This window comes from Gillisia limnaea DSM 15749, from assembly GCF_000243235.1.
GTDB classification, from domain to species: Bacteria; Bacteroidota; Bacteroidia; order Flavobacteriales; family Flavobacteriaceae; genus Gillisia; species Gillisia limnaea.
In genome coordinates, this window is sequence record NZ_JH594606.1 from 1,459,987 (window position 1) to 1,478,910 (window position 18,924).

At 39.2% G+C, this 18,924-nt stretch carries 13 protein-coding genes and 1 tRNA gene; 4 read left to right on the forward strand and 10 right to left on the reverse strand.

Going from position 1 to position 18,924, the window contains the following annotated elements; all coding sequences use genetic code 11:
- The first annotated feature begins 36 nt into the window (after positions 1-36).
- A complete protein-coding gene (locus GILLI_RS08320) occupies positions 37-2,094 on the forward strand; it encodes a ComEC/Rec2 family competence protein (protein ID WP_006988654.1) in 2,058 nt (685 codons plus the stop codon).
- 3 nt (positions 2,095-2,097) lie between these two features.
- Here the strand turns inward: GILLI_RS08320 and GILLI_RS08325 are convergent, their stop codons facing one another.
- From GILLI_RS08325 to GILLI_RS08335, 3 genes are all read right to left on the reverse strand, one after another.
- Complete coding sequence (locus tag GILLI_RS08325; RefSeq protein WP_006988655.1) at positions 2,098-2,649, reverse strand: thioredoxin family protein; 552 nt, start codon at positions 2,647-2,649, stop codon at positions 2,098-2,100.
- 175 nt (positions 2,650-2,824) lie between these two features.
- A complete protein-coding gene (locus GILLI_RS08330) occupies positions 2,825-4,399 on the reverse strand; it encodes a peptide MFS transporter (protein WP_006988656.1) in 1,575 nt (524 codons plus the stop codon).
- 27 nt (positions 4,400-4,426) lie between these two features.
- Entirely contained in the window at positions 4,427-6,598 is a 2,172-nt protein-coding gene (locus GILLI_RS08335; RefSeq protein ID WP_006988657.1) for a S9 family peptidase, read from the reverse strand.
- A 188-nt stretch (positions 6,599-6,786) separates the two neighbouring features.
- Here GILLI_RS08335 and GILLI_RS08340 point away from each other — a divergent pair, with 188 nt between their 5' ends.
- Both GILLI_RS08340 and GILLI_RS08345 read left to right on the forward strand, forming a co-directional pair.
- On the forward strand, positions 6,787-8,118 hold the full coding sequence (locus GILLI_RS08340; protein WP_006988658.1) for a hydroxymethylglutaryl-CoA reductase, degradative: 1,332 nt from the start codon (positions 6,787-6,789) through the stop codon (positions 8,116-8,118).
- A gap of 52 nt (positions 8,119-8,170) precedes the next feature.
- Positions 8,171-9,100, forward strand: coding sequence for a GYDIA family GHMP kinase (locus tag GILLI_RS08345; protein WP_006988659.1), 930 nt, complete (start codon positions 8,171-8,173; stop codon positions 9,098-9,100).
- Positions 9,101-9,226: 126 nt separating this feature from the next.
- Here GILLI_RS08345 and GILLI_RS08350 read toward each other — a convergent pair whose 3' ends face one another.
- The 6 genes from GILLI_RS08350 to GILLI_RS08375 form a co-directional block, all read right to left on the reverse strand.
- A complete protein-coding gene (locus GILLI_RS08350; RefSeq protein ID WP_006988660.1) occupies positions 9,227-11,347 on the reverse strand; it encodes a peptidylprolyl isomerase in 2,121 nt (706 codons plus the stop codon).
- 96 nt (positions 11,348-11,443) lie between these two features.
- On the reverse strand, positions 11,444-12,733 hold the full coding sequence (locus GILLI_RS08355; RefSeq protein WP_006988661.1) for a hemolysin family protein: 1,290 nt from the start codon (positions 12,731-12,733) through the stop codon (positions 11,444-11,446).
- 194 nt (positions 12,734-12,927) lie between these two features.
- On the reverse strand, positions 12,928-13,494 hold the full coding sequence (gene lptC / locus GILLI_RS08360; protein WP_006988663.1) for an LPS export ABC transporter periplasmic protein LptC: 567 nt from the start codon (positions 13,492-13,494) through the stop codon (positions 12,928-12,930).
- 4 nt (positions 13,495-13,498) lie between these two features.
- Positions 13,499-14,866: a tetratricopeptide repeat protein gene (locus tag GILLI_RS08365; protein WP_006988664.1), complete on the reverse strand. Its 1,368-nt coding sequence runs from the start codon at positions 14,864-14,866 to the stop codon at positions 13,499-13,501.
- A gap of 20 nt (positions 14,867-14,886) precedes the next feature.
- The gene (gene bamG / locus GILLI_RS08370; protein ID WP_006988665.1) at positions 14,887-16,134 is read right to left on the reverse strand and encodes a BamG family beta-barrel-assembly machinery protein; all 1,248 of its coding nucleotides are present in this window, start codon (positions 16,132-16,134) and stop codon (positions 14,887-14,889) included.
- Positions 16,131-16,862 (reverse strand): type III pantothenate kinase, encoded by a 732-nt coding sequence (locus GILLI_RS08375; RefSeq protein WP_006988666.1) that lies wholly within the window; start codon positions 16,860-16,862, stop codon positions 16,131-16,133. Before GILLI_RS08375 ends, bamG begins: the two co-directional genes overlap by 4 nt.
- A gap of 119 nt (positions 16,863-16,981) precedes the next feature.
- Here GILLI_RS08375 and GILLI_RS08380 point away from each other — a divergent pair.
- Positions 16,982-17,054 (forward strand) — tRNA-Phe (locus tag GILLI_RS08380).
- Between the two features lie 1,337 nt (positions 17,055-18,391).
- Here the strand turns inward: GILLI_RS08380 and GILLI_RS08385 are convergent.
- Entirely contained in the window at positions 18,392-18,790 is a 399-nt protein-coding gene (locus GILLI_RS08385) for a hypothetical protein (protein WP_040506516.1), read from the reverse strand.
- Positions 18,791-18,924 lie beyond the last annotated feature (134 nt).

The following is an 18,924-nucleotide window of genomic DNA, read 5'->3' on the forward strand; positions in this document are numbered from 1 at the left end:
TAGTACCTTGATATAGAAAACTATCAAGGCCAAAAATTGATCAACGCTACGCTCATAAAAATTGCCATCTCCCTAATTGCGGGTATAGTCCTGGGATTTTATTTTAAATTCCCGGTTCCATCCTTAGTAGCTTTTGGGATGTTATTGTTTATAGCTTTTATCTTCAGTTTTTTTAGGGCCCGCAAGCTATTTTTTCAGGATATATTCTTCGGAATTAATTGTGCCCTAATATTCCTGTTCCTGGGTTTCCTAAGTACTTCCCTACATCTTCCGGAAAACGACCCCAATCATTACCTACATCAAGTCTCTAAAAATCCATCGGTTTCCGGAGAACGTTTAATTGCCGAAGTAACCGAAAAATTGAAACCGGGATTGTTTCAGGATAAATACATTGTTTCGGTAAAAAGTATTCAGGATAAAAAAGCATCCGGCAAAATCCTTCTTAATATCACAAGGACCCCGGAGGTCCAGGAATTTCAACCCGGAAACCTGCTCGCGCTGCCATTTCGTGTATCAAACATCAATACTCCGCTCAATCCACATCAGTTCAATTACAGGGCATATATGGCCAATTTGGGAGTTTATGGGCAGCTCAATCTTAACAGGAATGAAGTTCTTAAAATGGAACTTTCCAATTCGGGAATAAGATCCATCGCAGGGCAGGTTCGCAACAAAATAATCTCTGAATTACGGCGGCATGAATTTGCGCCTCAGGAACTTGCAATTATCCAGGCGCTCCTTCTAGGGCAGCGACAGGACATAAGTCCTGAAATTTACAGCAATTATGCCGCCGCCGGAGTGATTCACATCCTGGCGGTATCGGGATTGCATGTTGGGATCATTTTGCTTTTGTTAAACCATCTCTTAAAACCTGTAGAAAGAATTCGTTATGGAAAACCCATAAAAGCAATCCTTCTAATTTTTTTACTATGGGGTTTTGCATTGTTGGCAGGCTTGTCTCCCTCTGTAGTGCGCGCGGTGAGTATGTTTTCCTTTATCGCCATTGCAATGCAACTAAACCGGCGCAGCAGCGTACTCAATGCGCTCTTCACCTCCCTTATCTTTTTGTTGCTCATAAATCCGTATTTTATTTTCCAGGTTGGATTTCAACTGAGTTATGCGGCGGTCCTCAGCATTGTTTTAATTCAACCACACCTGTTTGGTTTATTTACCCCCAGATATCGCCTGGTTAAGTATATGTGGGGAATCCTTACGGTAACCATTGCGGCGCAAATTGGGGTTTTGCCACTAAGCCTGTTTTACTTTCATCAATTCCCCGGGTTGTTCTTTGTTTCAAATCTAGTGATCCTCCCATTTTTAGGGCTGCTGCTGGGGTTGGGGATTCTGGTTATGCTGCTTGCTGTTGTTGGCCTTTTACCGGCATTTCTAACCCGGGTTTATGGAGAAATGATTGAGCTTCTAAACGAATTTGTCTCATTTATAGCTTCAAAAGAGGACTTTTTATTTCAGGAAATTTACTTTTCGGCCCTCCTCCTTCTGGCCTCTTATCTCCTTGTGTTTTCCTTTGTTTTTCTTCTGAAGAAATTCAATTATAACAATATAGTGTTTCTGCTTATCGCAACCGGGATTCTTCAAATTGGATTTATCTACGAAAAGAATTCAGCTAAAACTGAAGAAGGGATCATTTTCCATAAAAGCCGAAATTCCATACTAGGAGAAAAAACCGAACATCAACTGGTTTTACATCACAATCTAGATACAAGTGCCGCTTCACAAAACCTGATAAAAGATTTTAAAACCGGTAGGAATATTCAGCATATCCGGGAAATCCCCCTTAAAAACCTTTACCAAATAGCAGGAAAAACCATTTTTGTGATCGACAGTAGTGGGGTCTTTGATATTACAGGATTAAATCCCCAGGTGGTTTTACTCATTAATTCCCCAAGGATAAATTTAGACCGGTTACTAACACATTTGAATCCTGAAATACTCATAGCCGATGGCAGCAATTATCCCAGTTATATGAGCCGATGGCAAAAAACAGGGCTACAAAAAAATATCCCTTTTCACGCAACTGGTGAAAAGGGAGCTTTTATATTTTATAGTTCCGAAGAAATTTTGACCGAAGAATAAGGATTAGTCTTTAAAACTACCTTTAAAATTCTTTTCGTATGCCTGCCAGGCTTCAGCAGAATTCAACTTCATATAATCGTTATTCGCGATCATCTTTAGATAGATCTCAAGTTGCTGGGGAGTACGATATCCCATTATAGGAGTGATCACGTTGGATTTTTCATCAAAAAATACAAGACTCGGATATCCAGAAATCTTCAGGGCATTCGCAAAAAAGTGCTGACTGTTTCTACCTTTTCTGTCAGGGTCGAAATTAGGATTTGTGTACTTAAAATCTTTATAGGTAATTTCTTCGGTTCCTTCAGCATTAAATTTTACCGCATAATAATGTTTATTGACGAAATTGATCACGTCTTTATTGGAAAAAGTGTTTTTATCCAACATTTTACAGGGACCACACCAGGTGGTATATGCATCCATGAATATTTTCTTTGGCGCTTTTTTCTGGGCAGCCAAAGCTTCGTTCATACTCATCCAATTGATCTCCTGCGCCTGAAATTGAGCGATGGAAAAAACAAACAAAAGGATCCCAACAAGTAATTTTATATGTTTCATATATAGATCTTTATTGTTTTAGCGAACATTTTTAAACTTCTATAGAATGGCTTTTTCTATTTGAGAAATCCTCTTCCAATAAATGTATCATTCGCTAAAAATAGCAATGAACAGGGAATTTCAAATACCATTCCCTTTTTACGATTGAACATCCGCTTTTCGCTAACCTATAAAATTATTTCTTTAATTCTGTATCTGCAAGCTCATAAGGTTCCTGCTCCAACATTTCCCGCTCATTATCTTCAGCTCCATGGGTAAGTCTTTTAAGAGGTTTCAGCATAATTAATACAATTGATGCAAAGGTTACCGTAAAAATTGTAATCCCGGAGAAAATTGCGATATCTCCTGCTTCTGCAGCAAAAGCTCCCAGTTCTCCTGCCACTTTATTTCCTAAACCGGTGGCTGCAAAATAAACCCCCATCATTAAAGATGCATATTTTACCGGCGCCAGTTTGGTTATAAAAGATAAGGCTACGGGAGAGGAACATAATTCCCCTATGGTATGGAAAAGGTATGCAAATACCAACCAGTACATCGCTGAAGATCCATTTGTTTCAAACTGAAGGGCTGCAAATACCATAAATACGAAACCAAATCCCATTATAATAACCCCAATGGCCATTTTAAAGATGGAAGAAGCTTCCTTGCTTTTAAGTTTTCGCTTCGCCCAGTAATTGGCAACAAGAACTCCAAATATTATAATGAACATCGCATTTAATGACTGAAACCAGGAAGCAGGGATTTCATTTCCAATTCCCAAAGGCAAATTAAATGGAATCGTTCTGTTTGTATTATCCAGGGCATAGATATTCATCAAACCACCGGCTTGTTCAAAAGCTCCCCAGAATACGATCACCAGGATAAAAGAAAGCAACATTACCACATACCTGTCTTTCATCACCTGTGTGGTTAGATCTTTATAAACCATCATCATCATAGCCACCACCAGGGTTAGAAAAATAAATAAAATCCCGTAGGCTATTCCCATTGTAAACATACCCCAAATGGAACCTCCAAGTAGGATAAGAGAAATGACCAGCTGCATAGGTGAATTAAACAAATCTGCAAACAACTTCCCTAAGGATGCACCTTCATCGCGTTCTACTTTAGAAAGAAGATTCCCTACGTTGGTAAGGTATTTTTGTCCCCATAAGTATACGAGCAATCCAAGGGCCATTGCAATACCGGCAAGTCCAAAACCATAATGCCATCCATAAACTTCCCCTACGGTTCCTACTATAATACTGGAAAGAAAAGCCCCTACGTTAATTCCAATATAGAAAATTGTAAATCCTTTATCTCTTCTAATATCCCCTTCTCTATAAAGTCCACCAACCATGGTAGAAATATTAGGTTTTAATAGACCAACTCCGGCAATGATCAAACCTAAACCGGAATAAAACGCCCACATTTCTTCTACTGCAAGAATTCCGTGGCCAATTACCAGGATTATTCCACCAATTAAGACCGCCTTTTTTTGTCCAAAAACCTTATCGGCTAAAATACCTCCGGGAATGGAAACCACATACACCAGCATGGTGTACCATCCATAAAGCGCCAGTGCTTCCACCTGAGTCCAACCTAGTCCCGCATTTCCTTCGGTAGTGGCACTCACAAGATATAAAACCAGGATCGCGCGCATCCCATAATAGGAAAAGCGTTCCCACATTTCTGTGAAAAATAAAATAAACAAACCAATCGGGTGTCCGAATAATTCTTTTTGATTAACTGGAGGTGCTGTATTAGCCATTTATAGTTGATTTATTAGTGGTGGTTATTATAAATTTTCCTTGATAAAATTGGTCATTTTTGTGTAAAGATGCAAGCGTGTGTTCCCGCCATAGATCCCGTGATTCTTGTCTGGGTAAAGCGCCCAGTCAAACTCTTTGTTTGCCTGTACAAGGGCTTCTATAAGCCTCATCGTATTTTGAACATGTACATTATCATCTGCTGTACCATGCACCAATAAGTAATCTCCTTTCAATTTATCCACATGATTAATAGGTGAATTTTCATCATAACCCGTCGGGTTCTCCTGCGGGGTGGTCATATATCGTTCGGTATAGATGGTGTCATAAAACCTCCAGCTGGTAACAGGCGCTACTGCTATGGCCATAGAAAACACATCATTGCCTTTTAGAATGGCATTTGTAGACATAAATCCTCCATAACTCCATCCCCATATCCCTATTCGATCTTTATTGATGTAATCCAGATTCCCAAGTTTTTTTGCAGCTGCTATCTGGTCTTCCAGTTCATATTTCCCAAGTTCATTTTGCGTTACCTTTTTAAAGGCTGCACCTTTAAAACCTGTACCTCTTCCATCTACCGAAGCTATTATGTAGCCTTCGTTTGCAAGCATTTGATACCAGTAATCATTTGTTCCGAAGTAGGTATTGGAAACTGTTTGTGATCCAGGTCCGGAATACTGGAACATCAAAAGCGGATAATTTTTAGTCGGATCAAAATCTGAAGGTCTTATCATCCACATATTCAGTTCATTTCCGTTAACTTCTATAGTTGAAAGCTCTTTTGGAGAAAAACCGTAGGCTTTTTCTTTTTCCAGCAATTCTGCATTATCCTTTATCTTCCTTATAAGCTTTCCGTTCTTGGCATCGTGCAACGTAAAAACATACGGAGTTTGGGTGTTTGTAAAGGAATTGATGAAATAAGAGAAATCTGCACTAAAATCTGCGCTGTTGGTTCCTTCTTTTTCAGTTAAGCGTTTTTTGTTTTTTCCATTGGCCTTTATGGAATAAACAGTTCTGTTCACGCTTCCATCCTCTGTACTTTGATAAAAAACCGTTTTCGATTTAGGATCAAATCCGTAGTAATTGGTCACTTCCCAATTCCCTTTGGTGATCTGGTTAATGAGTTTTCCGCTTTTATCGTAGTGATAAATATGGTTATATCCATCCTTTTCACTGGTCCAGATAAAACTGTTATCCTCAAGAAAAGTAAGGTTATCTGTTATATCCACATAGGCTTTATCTTTTTCGTTTAGAATAAGCTTTACTTCATTATTGGCCGAGTTCACAAAGTGCAGGTCAAGATTGTTTTGATGACGGTTAAGAACCTGTACGCTCAATATTTCTGGGTTGTTGGTCCATTCAATGCGGGGAATATAAAAATCTTCATAATCTCCAAGATTCACTGCAGTGGTATTCTTCTCTTTCAAATGATAGATATGCAAAGAAACTTCAGCATTCTTTTCCCCCGCTTTAGGGTATTTAAAAGTTGATGCCCCGGGATAAAGATCGGCCCCAAACACATCCATAGAAAATTCTGGCACCTCTACCTCGTCAAACTTTAGGTACGCAATATGATTTCCGTTGGCATTCCAGTCAAAGGCGCGCACAAAAGCAAATTCTTCTTCATACACCCAATCTGTTATCCCATTGATAATCTCGTTTTTCTTTCCATCGGAAGTGATTTGCACTTCTTCTCCGGAAGCAAGGTCCTTTACGTACAAATTATTGTCATGCACATAGGCTATTTTAGCGCCGTTTGGAGAGAAGGTTGGTTCCTGTATTTTTTTATCGGTTAGCTTTTTCAATGTTTTAGAGGGGATATCATAAACAAAATAGATACCGCGGGAAGAATGTCTGTAGATTTGCTCCACCTGGGTTCCAAGCAGGATCTTACTTTCATCATCGCTTAACTCATATCCCTGAAACCTTGAGATCTCTTCAAGATTTGAACTATTTACCAAAGTTCTTGTTTTCTCACCAGACTCATATCCATACACATCTATACTGGAGGTTCCGGCATCTCGATCCTGATTAAGAATTATATATTCTTTTCCATTATTTAGGGAATTAAGGGATTCCAAACGTTCCTGACTAAAAGTCCCACCCCAGATCTCCTCCAGAGTAATCTCCTTTTGCTGGGCAAAAACAGCGGTAGTTGCGACGAAAAAAAGACTAAAAATAATTTTTGATAATTTCATTTGTTATAAATAAATTTTTCTGGCCAAGTTTACTAAAAATTCAGCAAAAAACGGCGTATTTGATTGTTAAATACTAATAATTCGTTAAACAAAAATCGCAGAAATTAATCTGCAAGATTGGTTGTGAAAGATAAAGCTTTCGTGAATCACCCGAGTAATTGTATCTTTGAATTCCAAAATTTTTGATAATGATCGACCCCATAAGCGGTTTTTCCAAGTTGACCAAGGAACAAAAAATCACCTGGTTATCTAAAACATATCTCAACAATTCCAGAGAGTCTGAAGAAGTTTTGCGCCAGTATTGGAACGAAAACCCACAACTTCAAACCCTGCACGATGAGTTTACCGAAAATACCCTGAGCAACTTCTATTTGCCCTTTGGGATCGCTCCCAATTTTTTAATTAACGGAAACCTATATGCCATACCAATGGCTATCGAGGAAAGTTCTGTAATTGCCGCAGCAAGTAAGGCGGCCAAATATTGGTTTACGCGTGGCGGCTTTAATGTGGAAGTATTGAATACCACCAAGGTAGGTCAGGTGCATTTTACCTATAAAGGGAATCTTGAAAAACTGGAACGCTTTTTTGAGATTTGCAAACCAACCTTGCTGAAAGAGGTACGTGGGATTACAAAAAATATGGAAAAACGCGGTGGGGGTGTTCTGGATATTGAACTTCGGAATAAAACCGGACTTATGGAAAACTATTTCCAGTTGCACTGTAAGTTCGAAACCAAAGATTCCATGGGTGCCAATTTTATAAACTCCTGTTTAGAAAAATTTGCCGAAACACTTCGTTTAGAAGCCAATTCCTATGCTGAATTTACTTCGGAAGAAAAAAATATAGAGGTAATTATGAGCATACTCTCCAATTTTGTTCCGGAATGTATCGTACGGGCTGAAGTTTCCTGTCCGGTGAATGAACTTGCCGATGAGAAGCAGGAAGATGCTGCAGGTTTTGCCGAAAAATTCCTCACGGCTATAAAAATAGCAGAAGTGGAACCATACCGGGCTGTAACTCATAATAAGGGGATTATGAATGGAATTGATGCCGTTGTGTTGGCCACCGGAAATGATTTTAGGGCTGTAGAAGCCGGGGTGCACGCCTATGCTTCCCGAAATAGCAGCTATAGCAGCTTGACCCATGCCAGTGTAGAGAACGGCACCTTCAAATTTTGGATGGAAATCCCTTTGGCTTTGGGTACCGTTGGCGGTTTAACCAACCTACACCCCCTTGTAAAAGTGGCGCTGGAAATTTTACAAAAACCTTCAGCAAAAACATTAATGGAGATTGTGGCTGTGGCGGGCCTTGCTCAAAATTTTGCTGCCATCCGCTCACTTGTAACCACCGGAATTCAGCAAGGCCACATGAAAATGCATTTGATGAATATTTTGAATCAACAAAACGCCAGCAAGGAGGAAAAAAATGAACTTCTGGATTACTTCCGGCACCATACGGTTACCCATAGCAGTGTAGCAGATAAATTAGAACACATGAGAGGTTTAAATGCTGTGAAATAACCAGATTTGAATAAACCGAGGTGATTAAAAACATGATAAAACAAGTACTTTGATGAAATTCCATAGCAACGGCAAACTTTTAATCACAGGAGAATATGCAGTACTGGATGGAGCATTGGCTTTAGCTGTTCCGACACAGTTTGGGCAAAGCCTGGAAGTCAACCCCCGGGAAGATGCCAGTATAGTATGGAAAAGCCTGGATATTAAAAACCGGGTTTGGTTTGAGACAGAATTTCAAATAGATGAAATCAAAAATACCCGTGTAGATACCATAGCAGAACCATGGAATGAACAAAAGAGCATTTCTGAAAAGCTCCTTCAAATCCTCCGGCAGGCACACCTCTTGAATCCCGGAATACTTTCTGAAAACCGCGGATTTACGATGACCTCCAAACTCGAATTTCCAAGGGAATGGGGTTTAGGGAGCTCTTCAACGCTTATAAATAACATTGCGCAGTTTTTTCGGGTAGATGCCTATACATTGCTTAAAAACACCTTTGGAGGCAGTGGATATGATATTGCTGCCGCACAACAAGATCATCCCTTAACCTATGAGGTAACCGAAACTAAAAGAAGTGTTTTATCGGTAGATTTCAAGCCGGATTTTATAGACCAATTGTTTTTTGTTCACCTAAACAGGAAACAGAACAGCAGGGATTCTATTGAGCACTATAAACAACAACCAAGGGAATTCTTACAGGAAACCATCACAAAGATCGCTGCTTTAACACAAAGTTTTATTTATTGCGAGACACTTGAAGAGTTTAAATTACTTATGACCATACATGAAACCCTAATCTCAAAGCTCATAAATACTCCAAAGATCAAATCGGAGTTATTTCCGGATTTTCCGGGAGCCATAAAAAGTTTGGGAGGCTGGGGAGGTGATTTTATCCTAGCAACAGGAGGACAGGCAGAAAAAGCCTATTTTAAGGAAAAGGGATATCAAACCCTGCTTTCTTATGCAGAGATGGTAAAATAGCGTTCAGCAAAAAGCTCTCGCAGGATCCATTTTCACAAAACAGTTCCCAAGGATCTTTATCATAAAGAAATACCCCGCAGTTTAAAAACTGTGGGGTATTTCTTATTTATTGGAAAATAAGGTAAGCTAGTAAAACTTAGCTCTGTTATCTTCAATTTCTGCGGCTTCCTTAAGAGCTTCAAAAACTCTTGTAGTTACCTCTTGTCTTCTTACTGCAGTTTCCTGATTTGCAAAACTCCTGTAAGATTCCATGGCTGGAGCCTTATTAATTGCAACCAATTCCACTACATAAACACCTTTTTCGCCGGCAATAGGCTTACTAACTTCTCCGGGCTCTAATGAAAATACAGATCCCACTACTTCCGGCTCACTACCTGCACCTGCAAGCGTTGGGTTTTTTAGGTTAACTGCACTTGCATTTTGCACGCTTGTATTCTGATTTTTGGCAATCTCAGCAAGATTAGATCCGCTGATCTTTTCTTTAATAAGCGCTGCTTTCTTTTCTTTTAGTAAAATAGGTGTTACTATTGAGGATGCATCTTCAGCTCCCATTACACCTTCTTTCTTTACGGCAGTTACCTGGGCAAGTACATAGCCTCCTGGAATTTCAAACCGGTTGATATCTCCAGATTTTGCGCCATCTTCAAAGGCCCATTGAACCATCCTTCTTTGTGGTCCCAGTCCGGGAATATTTTCTTCCAAAGGCTTGATATCCCTAACGGTTTTTACTTCAAGATTTTCTGTTTTTGCAACCTCTGTAAAACCTTTATCCCTTGCAGCCATTTCAAAAGTGGTAACCTCGGTATATAAATTGTTTAAGGACTCTTCTGATGGTTCGATATTACGGGCAATCGTAGCAATTTTTACTGCACGTTCTTCATCTGTTTTTTCTTCAACCGAGATCACGTGATATCCAAAATCGGTTTCTACAACTCCAACTGTACCTGCATTATTTTCAAATACGAAATCGTTGAATCCGCCAATCATTTGTCCCGGTCCAAAATAACCAAGATCTCCTGCTGTTTCTTTGGTAGCAACATCATCTGAATACTGCGATGCCAATGCTGCAAATTTGGATTTATCGTTTCTTACAACACCGGCTAAACTATCTGCAAGCGCTTTTGCTGCTTCTTTTGTCCTGCTAACTTCACCTGCAGTAGGCAATCCCTCCCAGGAGACCATAACGTGACTCGCTTTAGCAGAGTCTGCCATTTGACGTGCTTCCACAAGTTTGCTAACTTTCCAGTATCCAGCTTCTTTATAGGGACCATATAGTTCTCCATCTTCTAAATTGAAGATCTCATCGGCATATTCACTGTTTAATTGCTCTCTGAAAATGAACCGATCCTGATATGCTATATCCGAATTTTGATTTACAAAAGCGGCTGTATTCGTGGCACTTTTAAATCCTGAAATAGTATCATTGGCATTGGTCTCTGCATTAAACTGAACGTTGCTGCTTAAAGCTTCCTCTACAAGTTGTTTTGCTTCACTTTCATCCTCGGCAGATGCGGTTTCAGGAAAAAACACAAATTGAATATCCCTTGCTTTCTCTACTTTAAATCTTTTTGAATGTGATTTTACGTAATCACGAATCTCATCCTTAGAAACGCTTACTTCAGAATCTGGAATGGAGGTATAAGGAACCTGTACAAATTTCAGGTCGATGTTATCGTTTGCAAATCTATAAGCCTGTTCACCTTCCACTGAGGTTGCTCCTACTCCGGCACGAACCAAATTATAATAAATATTTTCGCGGGCGCTCTCAGCGATATTATCTTCGTATGCTACCCATTGCTGATAAGCCTCTGGGGAAGTTGCTTTTAAATTGGCCACATATTCCTGCAAACGGTTATCATCAAATAAACCGGCTTCATTGGTAAAGTTAGGATTGCTTGCAAGTTGTGTTCTCAATAGTTTTCTTACCTGGGCTTCCCCTACATTTATTCCAAGCTTCTCAAATTCTTCCTTTAAAATCACCTCGCGCAATTTAAATTCCCAAACCTGGTTCACGACCTGAGCGGTGGTGGCATTAGCCCCCATATTGCGTTGCATTGCTTCCACTTGCCTTGCAAAATCTTCCCTGCTAACCTCTTCTCCATTCACGGTAGCGATCACATTTTGAGATTTTTGTGAACTCATTCCTCCATTACGAATAACATCGGCAAGGACAAAAGCGAACAATGCCAATGCGATAATTATGATCAAGAAAACAGAACGTTGTCTTATTTTATTTAATACTGCCATGTGTAGTTGTTATTTATCTTGTATAGTGGGCGAAAATAGTGTTTTTAACCAAACTATAAAACTTAAAATTTGCAAAATATTAACTCAATGAGAGAATTAGTCCTTGTTCCTAACTTCCAGCTCCACCAATTCAATTTTTGTATTGGAAACTTCAAGTATCCGGATAAGGAAATTCTCAATCTTTACCTCTTCCAGCTGTTGTGGAATTTCCTCGGTATGATTGGTTATAAAACCTCCCAGGGTTTCATAATTTTCTCCTTCCGGGATATCAAGTTTATAGACTTCATTTAAATAATCCACTTCCAGCCTCGCAGAAAACTTATAATGTTCTTCTCCAAGTTTTTCTTCTATAAGAATCACAGCATCGTGTTCATCTTCAATTTCGCCAAAGAGTTCTTCCACGATATCTTCCACGGTGATCATTCCGCTGGTGCCTCCGTATTCATCGATCACCACTGCAATACTTTTACCTTTTTTAATAAGGATATTGAGCACATCTTTCACCCACATGGTTTCGGGAACAAAAACCACCGGCAACAAAATAGATTTTAGGGTTTCGGGTTTCTTGAAAAGTTCAAAAGAGTGAATATATCCTATAATATCGTCTATGCTTTCATTATAGACCAGGATCTTAGAAAGTCCGGTATCTGTAAAAGTCTGGACCAGGTCCCGGGGTGCAACATCGTGATTTACCCCTACAATTTCGGTTCTTGGAATCATCACTTCCCTTGCCCTTATTTCTGAAAACTCCAGCGCATTCTGAAAGATCTGAATTTCAGAATCCACATCGTCATCAAATTCTACGGTTTCCATTTGTTCGCTAATGAAATTCCCAAGTTCAAGTTTACTAAAGGCAAGTTGCACTTCATCCCCTTCGGTCTTAAAAAATCTTTTTAAGATAAGATCGGAAATCCAGATCACAAAAGAGGAAACAAAACTGAACAACAAATAGAAAAAGTATGCGGGAACAGCAAAAAATTTCAGAAGAGAATTTGCATAGATTTGAAAGAATACCTTCGGAAGAAATTCTGCGGTAAAAAGGATGACTAGGGTAGAGATCACCGTTTGGGTAAACAAACTAAAATCTACAATAAAAAAATTGGCAATTGCGCTTTGCACCGGTTGAAAACCATACAGCCAATTCATGATTAGATCTCCCATAAAAAAACCATAGACCACCAGGGCTATATTATTCCCCACCAGCATCGTGGCAATAAATTTGGAAGGTTTTTTTGTGAGTCGTTTTAAAACGGTAGATAACAATCCGGATTGCCGTTTTTCTATTTCAATAAAGATCTTATTCGAAGAAATATAGGCGATCTCCATGCCCGAAAAAAAAGCCGATAAAATTAAAGCGATGACAATGATAAGAATTTCTACTTCCATGATGTATTAGCGGTTCCGTTCTTCCAGTTTTTTCCGGAACCTTCTCTTGAAGAAAAACATAAAAATTGCGACCCCCACAAAGAATAGGAACAAGTATGCCCTGTTTCGCTCCACATTCCAGATCCTAACGGATTCGAAAAGGAAAAAAGCCGCTATAAATAGATACGCGAATTCAAAGTATTTAAAAAATTTTGTCATTTCTTTTTCTCTTCAATTACCTGTATCCCCACGTTTGTGCGGGAACGAAAATTAGTAAAATTTAAATCGGAATCAAAACCCTCCCCTTTATTTAGGGCTCCGTTTGCGAATCGTATCGTGTTCTCCCTATCTGTAAAAACCCACCCCTGGTTTTGATCCCAGTAAAGCTGACTTGCCTCCAGCCTGGTACTATCACTTGTAACCAGAACCACATCTCCCCGCAGGTCTATAAGTCCGGTAGCATCGTAAATAATAGCATAATTGGCTTCTACCGTATTTTTATTCTGTTCTTCATCAAAAAACTCTACCAGCACTCCCTCCGGAAATTCGCGGTAGGGAAATTCCAAATTGGTATAATCCAGCATTTTATCGCTTTTTAAGGTTGCTACGACCCTGCCGGAATCTGTATATTTCAAATTGAGGTTTTTACCTATTGCCTGGGGATTATCTCCCGAAAGTTCCATGGCCCGTACCCTTTCTAAATTGCCCTCACATGAAAAAAGCATTGTCACAGCGCTAGCTATGACAATGCCTGAAATTATTTTTTGATATGTTAGAATCATAGTACTACAATGCCGGAACTTTTACACTCTCTCCAATCCAACAAGCAATTCGTATCGTTTGCCCTTGTTTCCCTTCCTGGAAAACATCGGCTTTTTGAGGAGCCCTTCCTTTGTATGCAGCAACAGATTCATTTGCTATTCTACTTAGAGAAGGATCTACACGTCCTGCTCTTGCAGCATAATCTGCAGCCAACCAGTACACCGCTCTTTTATCGAAAGTGGTTTCCCCACAGTTGTTGGCACTTTGCGCATACATACTTGCAATTTGTAAGTAAGCTCTACCTGCCGATGGTTGTGCTGCTAAAGCATTTCTATAATAAGTTCTGGCCTGGCTAAAGTTACCCTGCTTTTTATAGTTCTCGGCTATCTTCATATAAACCCTTGACTTATCTGAAGCATTGGTTTCAAGACTAGCAGACTCGTTATAATACTTCATTGCCTGAGACGATTTTCCTTCAGCTTCAGCAAGTTGCCCTAAATAAAGTGCAGATTTTGCAGAAGGCTCTGCACGGTGTAAAGCTTCAGATAATTTAAAGAAAATAGGATCTTCGGTACAATCTTTCTGAGACAATCTTTCAGAAGCGATTTTTAACCATTTAACATCTGTTTTCTTTTCTTCGAAATCATTGTTGTACAATGGGATAAGGTTATCACAATCTGCTCTTTGACCTAATTTACCATTTACACTACCTTTTACGGTGCTATAGGCACTAAGATTGATCTCGGCATTATCTACCAACTGCTTTTCCTTAGTTGTTAAGTCGGTTCCTGCTTCTTGTTTCTCCAATAATGGAGCAAGCATTTCCGCAAGTCTATTTTCTTCGGCTCCAATTTTATCGATTATTTCCTCATAAAGTTCAAAAACATCCTGAAGAGATCTTTTTCCTTCATCCTGAAGATCTACCAATAAAGAGAAGTACGCATAGATTCGTTTTGGGCTTGTAAAGCTTTCCGGACTTTCTTTAAAGGCTTCATCAAATGCGTTAAACTGGGTTTCCTTGGTTCCAATTCCATTTTCATATTTCAACCAGGCAACATCTCCTTTTATTTCGGCAGGATTGGTTTTATTTGGAAAATGCTTAAGACGATCATTCATCAATTGGATCATCTCCTCTATTAAAGCATTTTTTTGAGCTCCCTGTGCAGTTGCCATTTTATGATTGACCGCACGCTCCAGATATTGAAACGTTGCAAGGCTGTAGGTAGGACATTGTTCTTTTACCTCCATTAAAGCAGGATATGCCTGTTCATACCGTTGAGCTTTGGCATCATCGTAAGCTAGCGCCGCTTTTGTAGCACAATCTGCTTGAGCGTGAAGTGCACCGGTAGCGAAAAGTAAACCTGAAAAGGCAATTATAATTTTAGTTTTCATTTTTTTCATTTTTATTGTGGTTAATCAAATCTGCGTTGCACGAACCATCTGTCGTTTAATGACAAACTTATGGAAAATTTAAAAAAGCTTTCCTTAATTAAACCGGAATTTGTTGTACCGCGCTGACCATACTCAAGTCCAAGGTTTACATTCGAGAAATTCGTTCCTGCTGGTAGTCCTAAACCAAAAGATATGCCAAACTCGTTTATACCTTCGTTATTGACATACAAACCGGTTTCTTCAAACCTGGCTCCAGCACGGTATACCACCCGATTAAAATAGCCTGAAAGCGAATTGTACACAGGGATATAATAACCTCCAACTTTGAATTGGGATGCATCCCGGTATTCAGAATTTTGTGGGCCTGTTCCAGAATTAAAGTTGAAAGCGCTTGCCTGCAAACTTGTGTATTCTGCGCCCATAAACCATTTATTAGGTCTTCCCAATCCTGCCCCAAGGGTGAATTGTGCCGGAAGCGTAAGGTTTTCGTCTGCAAAACTCACATTCACATCCGGTGGGATAACCTGCTCCCTTCCATCGGTTGCAAAGGCAATGGTTGCCACATTTCTCATTCTATTTGCGGTGATATCCATTTCCGGAACATAGGTGGCAGCGGTATATAACCGAAGGCTATTCCCAAGATCACGTTGATAATCTACTCCAAAATTGAAATTAAATCCGCTTAGGTCTGTTCGGTTTATAATCCTGCTCCCCAGTGCAACACCTTCCTGGAATATTACCGTTTTATTTTGAAAGTTTCCGAAGTTATAATTCGCATCTACCCCAATGCTTAAATCATTGGTAATGGCATACCCGGCGGTTAAAAACACTTTATTGAGTCCACCTCTGCCATCCAGACGGCTTAAGGTTTGATCGCTTCTATTTTCAATTTGGTATCCAACACTGGAGTATGGAATTAATCCCAGGCCAAAATTTAATTTTCCAGTTGGAATTCCTATGGCAAGATAATCCAGGGAAGTATTATTGGTATCTTCTGAAAGGTTGTCATTTTTCAGGTTGGTTCGTTGTTGACTTCCACCAATAGCAAAGGTGGTTAACTTCAATCTCCCGTAAGCAGCTGGATTTCTTAAATTGAGGTGGATACTGTCTGAAAATAACTGCAATCCTCCCATCGACTGGTTTTCTACCGTCCCTTTAAAATTTGTTAAACCTATTCCGTAAAAAGAATATGGAGAAGAAGTTCCTTCTTGCGCAGCCGAAAACACAGTAGATAATAAGGCTACGATTATTATAAATCGTTTAATCATTGAGATTTGTTAAATTCTAATATGTAATTCAATCCCTCGAGGAGGAAATTTGAGTTGGCAAATATGCTATTTTTAAATCGTTTACACAAAAATTGAGCATCCCCACCTGTGAAAATTATTGTTAAATCTTTATATGAGGCCTCATATTGAGTGATGACCCCTTCAATTTCAGCCGTCAAACCAAAAATCACCCCAGATTGCATGGAGGTTTTTGTGGAATCCCCCACCAGTTTTACCTCCTCTTCAGGCTCTAATAACGGTAAATTTTCAGTAAACGTGTGCAATGCCTTGAAACGCATTTGTAAACCCGGGGAAATTGCACCTCCAAAATAAGCTTCCCTGTCATTTTTGAAATCGTAGGTAACACAAGTCCCGGCATCTATTACCAACACATTTTTGCATGGAAATTTTTTACAGGCTGCAGAGACCAATGCGATCCTGTCATTTCCAAGGGTAGTTGGGGTGGCATATAAATTATTGAAAAGTTGCGGAAGCTGTTGATCCAAAATAAACAATTGATAGTGCTTTTTTAACCTTTCTATCCAGGCTGAAGGTGTTTTTGATACCGAAGAAAGCATCGCAAAGCTTATTTCAGGGAACTTTTGACTTAATTCCTCTAAATTTTTTAAAAAATCCTGCCGAAGACTAATTTTCTTTTTTAGCAATATATCTTCCTGAAAAACAGCCAATTTAACAAGCGAATTTCCAATATCAACAACCAGATTCATAGATTTATTTTAAAAAAACGAAGATACAAAAGCATTTTTTCAATTTTTCCTTTGTGGGTTAATAAAAATGAAATTATATTTGCACCCGCTTGAAAGGCATAACGCTAATTAAAGCTACTGGTGCCTTAGCTCAGTTGGTAGAGCAAAGGACTGAAAATCCTTGTGTCCCTGGTTCGATTCCTGGAGGCACCACTTAAAAACCCGAGATGAAAATCTTGGGTTTTTTGGTTTTATGAATTCTTTTCCACGAAAATCTTGGGTTTTTTGGTTTCATGTAGACTGTGTTCCTGGTTCCCCCGATAGCTATCGGGGTGGAGGCACCACTTAAAAACCCGAGATGAAAATCTTGGGTTTTTTGGTTTTATGAATTCTTTTCCACGAAAATCTTTGGGTTTTTTTGGTTTCATGTAGACTGTGTTCCTCGGTTCCCCCCGATAGCTATCGGGGTGGAGGCACCACTTAAAAACCCGCTACTCATGTTGCGGGTTTTTCTGTTTTATGTAGACTGTGTCCCTGGTTCCCCCGAGCTATCGGGGTGGAGGCACCACTTAAAAACCCACTACTCATGTTGCGGATTTTTCTGTTTTATGTAGATTGTGTCCCTGGTTCCCCCGATAACTATCGGGGTGGAGGCACCACTTAAAAACCCGAGATGAAAATCTTGGGTTTTTTGGTTTTATGAATTCTTTTCCCGCTTTACCCCTGCCCTAAAGGATAGTTGCCCAAAATCTTATGAATTTAACGGATTATACAAATGTGTGTATCTAAACAAACAACATTTTATTACCGGGTATTAGATCAATCAGAGGAGATTGAAATTATTACCATATTTGATACGAGACAAAGTCCTGACAGATTAAATAAGGATATCAGATAAAAAGTACGAAAGCCCTACAATTGCTATAAAAATAGCTGCTTATTACCACTTCGTAATTTCTCCTCCTTTTCAAAAATTAAGGCTACTCTAACAAGTTTGCACCTGTTTCTCAGCTACTTTTCATAGCCCAAACCTATGACCGACTCACTACGGGATTCGAGAGAAATTTTTCTTAATTATTAAAAAACTTCTCAAGTCCTGGACCTTGATCCCTGCAACTGTATTCCCGGAAAAGCTTTCCATAGTAACCACCTTTTTGGGATAGCTATCTTTAATTTGTTTTAAATTGCCAAACTCACTTTCCAGCATAGCAGGATCACTTATACTTAACGCGACCTGTAAATATAATTTTTCGCCTTATGTCCCCGACAATAAATTAGCGCTGCTGCCGGTAATCAGCTACAAATCAGGGATCTCATTGAACAAAACCAAAAGTGGCATCATTCGAACCGTAAATCCATACAATTTAAATAAACTAAAGGTGGCATCATTTGAACCGTTATACCTGGCATCTTAAGACCGTTTTACCTGGCACGATTCGAACCGTAATATCCAGGTGACCGAAAAAGTGTTCTAACAAAAAAATCTGAGAATATTAACTATATCAAACTCCCCCTTAGGGGGTTGGGGGGCTCATTTGGGGAGCTAAAGCTTAGAACAGAAACTCCGCTACACCGAATTTCAACAAAAACCAAAGTAAGGCGACACCCAGCAGACTTCCGCTAATAAGCCAGACCCAAAAATTACTGAATAACCTGGTCTTTTCTTCTACCGTTGCATCAACATTGGCCTTTTTATTTATTTTAATCCTTTTATTGTAATACAAAAAACTATCCTGTTGGATCACCTCCCGGCCTTCTTCAGAAATTGTATAAAGATCCTTCTGCACCTTGATAAAACCTGCCTGTAAAAGATCCCTTAACACCTCTTCTTTCCAGGCTTCATATCGCTTGTTTTTCGAGATTCCTTTTTCATCACGGATCTCGTAAAGAACATTATCCATTTTGTAATAAGAAGAAAGAATCGAAGATTTACATGCCGTTGCTGTCATATTCTGGAATGTTAGCTGTTAGTACATTTTTCAATAAAAATTAAATTAACAAAATTTTTAGATTTAAAAAAAACGTTTAAGTGTTAAAATTACTTTTATAGCAAAAATTGTCTTTGAGGTTCACTATCAAGCTT